Consider the following 5,844-nt stretch of genomic DNA (forward strand, 5'->3'; position numbering starts at 1 on the left):
CTTCTCGCTTTCGACCCGCGCCTTGATGAACTCGGCTCGCGAGGGCTTCTCGAAACCCGGCACGATCGCGCTCGTGACCAGTTCCATCTGGCCGGCATGGCCAGCATGAAGCGGCGAATAGACAGTCTTCATAGAATTCCTCTCGAAATGCGAAATCAGTCAAGGTTGAGATAGGGGGTCACCAGAGCGAGCCACATTCTTTCCACATCGTCCTCGATGAGGTCGTATGTCCTGCGGTCTCTTTTCAGCCCCACAAGCCGGCAGGCGTGCCCGACGTCCATCATCAGCACGCCGAGCCGGCTGGCGATCTTGTCTTCAAGCGCCGGGTTCACATGCTGCAGCCATGCGGCGTAGAGCGCGATGATCTGCTCGTCATATTCGTTCTGGATCGGCCTGAGGTCGGCGTTGCCTGAAATAGCCTCGATCACCGGCATCAAGCTGGCGTTTTCGAGGTAGAGCCGGGAGGTGTCGATGAAGAGCTTGCGCACTTCCTGCCGAAACTCTTCGCGGTTGGTGGGCGGGGGGACCCTGATGCGCTTCGCGATCACCTCGGGAAAGGATGACAACCAGCGCCGGGCGAGGTCCAGAAGAATGGCTTCCTTGTTGGGAAAGTACTGGTAGACCGAACCAACCGACAAGCCTGCGCGCTGCGCAATAGCTAGCGTCGTCGGCGTCCTGGTTCCTTGCTCCCGGGTCAAGATCAGCGCCGCGTCGAGAATCCTGTCGACCACCTTGCTCGACCGTTGTTGCCGCGGCTGCTTGCGCGGTTCGAGCGCTATCCTGGTTTTGCGGTCGAGACTGCGCTTCACTGCTTGATGTCCTCGTTCCCCGCCAGGTCTCAACACAGGTGCAGGGTGCTGTCCACAATACATTCCATATTCCGCATGTTGACAAACGCGAATAATCAGTCGCATTCTTTATCCACGCTGCCTTCAGGGATGACAAGGGGAATTTCGAAGACAGCGCACTGGCTCCTTTTCGTCCCATGGCGCTGCTCCGGTGGAGTGGCAGGTCGTTGGACAAGAGGGTTGTCAGTGTCAGTCAGTCGTCAAAAGCGCGGAGTCGCGATGTCTGTCACGGGTGCGGGTCATAATGCGGATCTGATCGTCATCAACGGTCGTGTTCAGACCATGGACGATGACAATCCCGCTGCCGAGGCCGTTGCCGTCAAGGACGGCGCCATCATCGCCATTGGCAGCCGCGCCTCCATCGAAGAGCTCAAGGGACCGGCCACCAAGGTGATCGACGCCAAGGGCGGTTCTGTCGTGCCGGGCTTCATCGAAGCCCACATGCACCTGTTTTCGGGTGGGGCTGAACTTGCCCACCTTCAGCTCACGGGTATTCACGGCTTTGAGGCGCTGCAAAAGGCGATCCGCGATTATGCGCCGACGCGGCCCGATGCGAAGATGCTGGTCGGGCAGGGCGTCGACTACACCGTGCTCGGCAGCGAGCGGGTGACGCGCCACCATCTCGATGCCATTTTGCCCGATCGCCCGTTCTGCATGGCCGCGCCCGACCATCACACCATGTGGGCCAACACCAAGGCGCTGGAAATGGCGAGCATCCTGCAGGGGCGCACGCTTGGTCCGGGCAATGAGATCGTCATGGGTGATGATGGTCTGGCCGCAGGCGAATTGCGCGAAGGCGAGGCCTTTGGCCCTGTGCTCGACCTTGCCGGCGAAAGCCGGGTGCGGCTGGGGCTGTCGACAGGCGGCGAGCCGGACCCGATGCCGACAGCGGCGGAGCGGGACGCCGACCGCGACATCATGCGGCGCGGGCTCGCCTGGTGCGCTCGCCACGGCATCACTTCGATCCAGAACATGGACGGCAACCTGTATCAGCTCGAGCTGCTGGCCGAGATCGAGGCCGAGGAAGGCTTGCCTTGCCGCGTCCAGATACCGTTCCACTACAAGAATTTCATGACGCTCGACATGCTCGACAAGGCATCAACGATGACCGAACGCTACAACAGCGAATGGCTGTCGTCGGGCATGGTCAAGGTGTTTTACGATGGCGTGCTCGATTCCTGGACGGCTGTCATGGTCGAGCCCTATGCCGACCGGCCCGACTGGGTGGGCGAGCCTCTGTTCACGCCGCAACAATTCATCGATCTGGCCGTCGCGGTCGACAAGCGTGGGCTGCAGATCGCCGTGCATTCGATCGGCGACGGCGCCGTACGCGCGGTGCTCGACGGTTACGAGGCGGCGCAGAAGGCGAACGGCAAGCGCGACAGCCGTCACCGGGTAGAGCACATCGAGGTCACCACCATTTCGGACGTGCCGCGTTTCGCCGAACTCGGCGTCATCGCCTCCATGCAACCGCCGCATCCGCCCGGTGCCATGGATTTTCCGCTGGAGCCGACGGTGTCGCGCATCGGGCCGGCACGCTGGCCGCTGAGCTATGCGTGGCGGACCCTGAAGGATGCCGGCGCGCATGTCGTCTTCGCATCGGACTGGCCGGTGTCGCCGATCGATCCAATCCTGGGCATTCGGGCGGCAGTGTTGCGCAAACCGTGGGCAGACAGCGACCCGGACCAGAGCTTCTCGCTGCATGAAGCGCTCGCCGCATACACGGTCGAGGGCGCCTATGCCGAATTCACCGAGCACCGCAAGGGCACGCTAAAACCCGGCTACATGGCCGATCTTGTCGTTTTGTCGGCGGATATCGAGAAAACGCCCCCGGCCGATCTGCACAAGGTGCGGCCGGTGATGACGATCTGTGGCGGCAAGATCACCTACCAGGCCTGACAATGGCATGCGGCTTGCTAGCCGCAAATAACTGACTGAACTGTGATTCAATGCCGGGCTTGCCAACCTACCGGCCATGTGGTCACATCGAACAGGGGAAGAGCTCCGCCAGCAAGAGCGGGGTCAACAGTGAGGCGTAATCGTGCCGGACAAACCGGATCGGAATGCGATTGAAGTAGTAAACGTCAGCAAAATTTTCGGGTCAGGTGAGGGGCAAGTCGCTGCCCTCGACACGGTCTCGGTATCCATCCGCGAGAACGAGTTCTTCACGCTGCTGGGGCCATCCGGCTGCGGCAAGACGACGTTGCTGCGGCTGATTGCCGGCTTCGACTTCCCAACCGCCGGTGAAATCCTGCTCTATGGCCAGGATATTGCGCCGCTGCCGCCCTTCAAGCGGCCGGTCAACACTGTTTTCCAGTCCTACGCGCTCTTCCCGCACATGACGGTCGCCGACAATATCGGCTTTGGCCTGGAAATGCTGGGCAAGCCGAAGGCGGAGATCAAGGCGCGCGTCGCCGAGATGCTGAAGCTGGTCAAGATGGAGGCACTCGCCGGTCGTCGCACCAGCCAGATCTCCGGCGGCCAGCAGCAGCGCGTGGCGCTGGCGCGGGCGCTCGCACCGCAGCCGAAGGTGCTGCTGCTCGACGAGCCGCTATCGGCGCTCGATTACAAGCTGCGCAAGGAAATGCAGATCGAATTGAAGCGGCTGCAGCACGAGACCGGCATCACCTTCATCTTCGTCACCCACGACCAGGAAGAGGCGCTGACCATGTCGGACCGCATCGCGGTGATGTCGTCGGGCAAGATCCTGCAGGTCGGCTCGCCCTGGGATATTTACGACAAGCCGGCGGAACGCTTCGTCGCCGACTTCATCGGCGAAACCAACTTCCTCACCGCCGCCATATCAGGCATCGGCAACGGCAAGGCGCGCGCGACGCTCAAATCCGGCACGACCATCGAGGCGACCGTTGCCGAAGGCTTCCAGCCCAAGGACAACGCCACCGTGGTGGTGAGGCCCGAGCATGCCAAGCTGACCAACAGCAAGGGCGACTTGTCGGGCACGGTCGAGAACGTCGTCTATTTCGGCACCGATACGCATATCCATGTCCAGCTCGACAGCGGCGAGGACTTCACCGTTCGCCAGCAGAACACACGCAGCGCCGGCTGCGGTTTCGAGCGTGGTGACAAGGTCGGTATCCTGATCGGCAACGATGCCGCGCAAGTGCTGAAGGACTGATCATGGCGACCGCGGAAGAAGTCGCCAAGGCAGCGGAGCGGCGCGATGTGCGTGACCGCTGGCTTCTGTCAGCACCAGCGCTGCTGGTCATTTTCCTCGCCGCGACCGGCCCCCTGCTGATCGTGCTGGTCTACTCGTTCCTGACGCCGGGCTCCTATGGCGACGTGAAGTGGCAGTTCTCGCCGGAAGCCTGGATCGCGGTGTTTCTGGAACGCGATATCTTCGACGATACGCTTTCGGTTGCCGCCGCCCACGTCACCATCTTCCTGCGTTCGATCAAGCTTTCGGTGGTGACAACCATCGCCACCTTGGCGCTTGGCTTCCCGACCGCCTATTTCATGGCGACGCGCAGTGAAAAGACGCGCGATCTCTGGCTGTTCCTGATCACCATTCCGTTCTGGACCAACCTCCTGATCCGCACCTTCGCGGTGCTGCAGATCATCCGCAACGAAGGCATCATCAACACGATCCTGCTCAAGCTCGGCATCATCTCGGCGCCGATCCAGATCCTCTACACCGACACGGCGATCCTGATCGGCATGGCCTATGTCTACCTGCCGCTGATGGTGCTGCCGATCTATGCCAGCATGGAGAAGCTCGATTTCCGGCTGGTCGAGGCGGGCTATGATCTCTACGCGACACGCTTCCAGGTGCTGCGGCGGATCATCTTTCCGATGGTCAAGCCCGGCGTGATAGCCGGCTCCATCCTGGTCTTCATTCCGGCACTTGGTGCCTATGTGACGCCGAGCGTGCTGGGCGGCGGCAAGAACATGATGTTGTCCAACCTGATCGAATTGCAGTTCGGGCAGGGCCGCAACTGGCCGCTTGGCTCGGCGCTGTCGATCGCCGTTATGATCATCGTCATGGTGGCGCTGCTTGCCTATGTGCGCAATGCCGGCAAGTCGGGAGTGCGGCATGGCTAAAAACTTTTCCATCAAGCATCAGCCAGGATTCACGGCCATCGCCGCGACCTGTTTTATCGTGCTCTATCTGCCGATCATCGTGCTGGTCATCTATGCCTTCAACGCGGCGAGCTCGACCTCCGAATGGGGCGGGTTTTCGCTCAAATGGTTCCAGTCGGCTTGGCAGAACACGCAGGTCGTCGATGCCACCCTGCGTTCGTTCCAGATCGGCTCGATCGCGGCGGTGCTTTCCACCATCTTCGCCACCATGGCGGCGCTCGCCACCACACGCACGGCACCCTATCCCGGCCTCACCTTCAAATATGCGGCAATCAACCAGCCGCTGATGGTGCCCGAGATCGTCACCGGCGTGGCGCTGCTGATCTTCTTTTCGCGCATCAAGATCTTCACCGGCTATTCCGGCATCGGCTATCTGGTCGCCGCGCATACGGCGTTCTGTATTCCCTTCGCCTACCTGCCGATCCGGGCGCGGCTTGAGAATATGGACCTAACGCTGGAGCGTGCCGCAGCCGACCTTTACGCGACGCCCTGGAAAACCTTCCGCCGCATCACGCTGCCGCTTCTGTGGCCGGGCATCCTTGCCGGGCTGATGCTGGCCTTCGTCATCTCGCTCGACGATGTCGTCATCACCGAGTTCGTCAAATCGGGCGGCCAGGACACGCTGCCCACCTACATGCTCGGCCAGATCCGCCGCGGCATCACACCCGAGATCAACGCGATATCGACCGCCTTCCTGCTGCTTTCGGTCGCGATCGTCACGTTGTTTTTCTTCGTCAGCAGGAAACGAGACTGAACCGAAAATGGGAGTTAAAACCATGAACTGGAAGACAACAGCAACCGCCATGGGGTTGGCGTTGCTCGCATCGACGAGCCTGGCGCGCGCCGACGGCGAACTGAACATCTACAATTGGGGCAACTACACCAGCCCCGACCTGAT

Annotated in this window: 5 protein-coding genes and 2 pseudogenes; 5 read left to right on the forward strand and 2 right to left on the reverse strand. The window is 61.4% G+C overall.

All coding sequences use genetic code 11. The features are described 5' to 3' along the window. A pseudogene (locus tag EN993_RS38470) lies at positions 1–132 on the reverse strand (histone deacetylase family protein); the annotation flags it as partial. Between the two features lie 23 nt (positions 133–155). Continuing rightward, positions 156–914, reverse strand: a complete 759-nt coding sequence (locus tag EN993_RS29820) for a TetR/AcrR family transcriptional regulator (protein WP_245469013.1) — start codon at positions 912–914, stop codon at positions 156–158. Between the two features lie 153 nt (positions 915–1,067). Between EN993_RS29820 and EN993_RS29825 the strand changes: the two genes are divergently transcribed. From EN993_RS29825 to EN993_RS38070, 5 genes and pseudogenes are all read left to right on the forward strand, one after another. Beyond that, positions 1,068–2,747, forward strand: a complete 1,680-nt coding sequence (locus EN993_RS29825; RefSeq protein WP_127265576.1) for an amidohydrolase — start codon at positions 1,068–1,070, stop codon at positions 2,745–2,747. A gap of 142 nt (positions 2,748–2,889) precedes the next feature. Further along, positions 2,890–3,984 carry an ABC transporter ATP-binding protein gene (locus tag EN993_RS29830; protein WP_109659436.1) on the forward strand — a complete coding sequence of 365 codons (1,095 nt, stop codon included), beginning with the start codon at positions 2,890–2,892 and terminating at the stop codon, positions 3,982–3,984. Positions 3,985–3,986: 2 nt separating this feature from the next. Continuing rightward, the gene (locus EN993_RS29835; RefSeq protein WP_109659438.1) at positions 3,987–4,907 is read left to right on the forward strand and encodes an ABC transporter permease; all 921 of its coding nucleotides are present in this window, start codon (positions 3,987–3,989) and stop codon (positions 4,905–4,907) included. Next, on the forward strand, positions 4,900–5,700 hold the full coding sequence (locus EN993_RS29840) for an ABC transporter permease (protein ID WP_126070300.1): 801 nt from the start codon (positions 4,900–4,902) through the stop codon (positions 5,698–5,700). The genes EN993_RS29835 and EN993_RS29840 overlap by 8 nt, the downstream gene beginning before the upstream one ends. A 22-nt stretch (positions 5,701–5,722) precedes the next feature. Then, positions 5,723–5,844 (forward strand): annotated as a pseudogene (locus tag EN993_RS38070) (putrescine/spermidine ABC transporter substrate-binding protein); the annotation flags it as partial.

The organism is Mesorhizobium sp. M7D.F.Ca.US.004.01.2.1 (assembly GCF_003997785.1).
GTDB classification, from domain to species: Bacteria; Pseudomonadota; Alphaproteobacteria; order Rhizobiales; family Rhizobiaceae; genus Mesorhizobium; species Mesorhizobium loti.

Coding starts and splice junctions, on each gene's coding strand:
- EN993_RS29820 (WP_245469013.1), bottom strand. CDS start 914: ATGCGACTGATTATTCGCGTTTGTCAACATGCGGAATATGGAATGTAT.
- EN993_RS29825 (WP_127265576.1), top strand. CDS start 1,068: ATGTCTGTCACGGGTGCGGGTCATAATGCGGATCTGATCGTCATCAAC.
- EN993_RS29835 (WP_109659438.1), top strand. CDS start 3,987: ATGGCGACCGCGGAAGAAGTCGCCAAGGCAGCGGAGCGGCGCGATGTG.
- EN993_RS29840 (WP_126070300.1), top strand. CDS start 4,900: ATGGCTAAAAACTTTTCCATCAAGCATCAGCCAGGATTCACGGCCATC.